Below are 573 nucleotides of genomic sequence, written 5' to 3' on the forward strand. Positions count from 1 at the left end.
GTTCAACGGCCAGAAGGTCACGGTCCAGGACCTGGCCACCTTCGATCCGACCGGTGTCGAGATCGCCCTGTTCTCGGCTGGCGGCAGCGTGTCCAAGGAATACGCACCGAAGTTCGCCGCAGCGGGCGCGGTGGTGATCGACAACTCCTCGGCCTTCCGTTACGACGATGACGTGCCGCTGGTGGTGTCCGAGGTCAACCCGGAGCAGGTCGCCAACCGTCCGCGCGGCATCATCGCCAACCCGAACTGCTCGACCATGCAGATGCTGGTGGCGTTGGCGCCGCTGCACCGCAAGTACGGCATCGAGCGCATCAACGTCTCCACCTACCAGTCGGTGTCCGGCGGCGGCCGTTCGGCTACCGAGGAACTGGGCAAGCAGACCGGCCAGCTGCTGAGCTTCCAGGAAATCGATCCGCAGCGCTTCCCGGTGCAGATCGCCTTCAACCTGATCCCGCACATCGACGACTTCCAGGACAACGGCTTCACCAAGGAAGAGATGAAGCTGATCTGGGAAACCCGCAAGATCCTCGGCGACGACAGCATCCTGGTGAACCCGACCGCGGTGCGTGTGCC

Annotated in this window: 1 protein-coding gene; it reads left to right on the plus strand. The window is 64.0% G+C overall.

Annotation, left to right across the window (positions count from 1 at the left end; genetic code table 11):
• Positions 1–573: aspartate-semialdehyde dehydrogenase (locus DAI20_RS20000; RefSeq protein ID WP_108252908.1), on the plus strand; the 573-nt coding region annotated here is incomplete at both ends.

Source organism: Planctomonas deserti (genome assembly GCF_003067705.1).
Taxonomy (GTDB): domain Bacteria; phylum Actinomycetota; class Actinomycetes; order Actinomycetales; family Microbacteriaceae; genus Planctomonas; species Planctomonas deserti.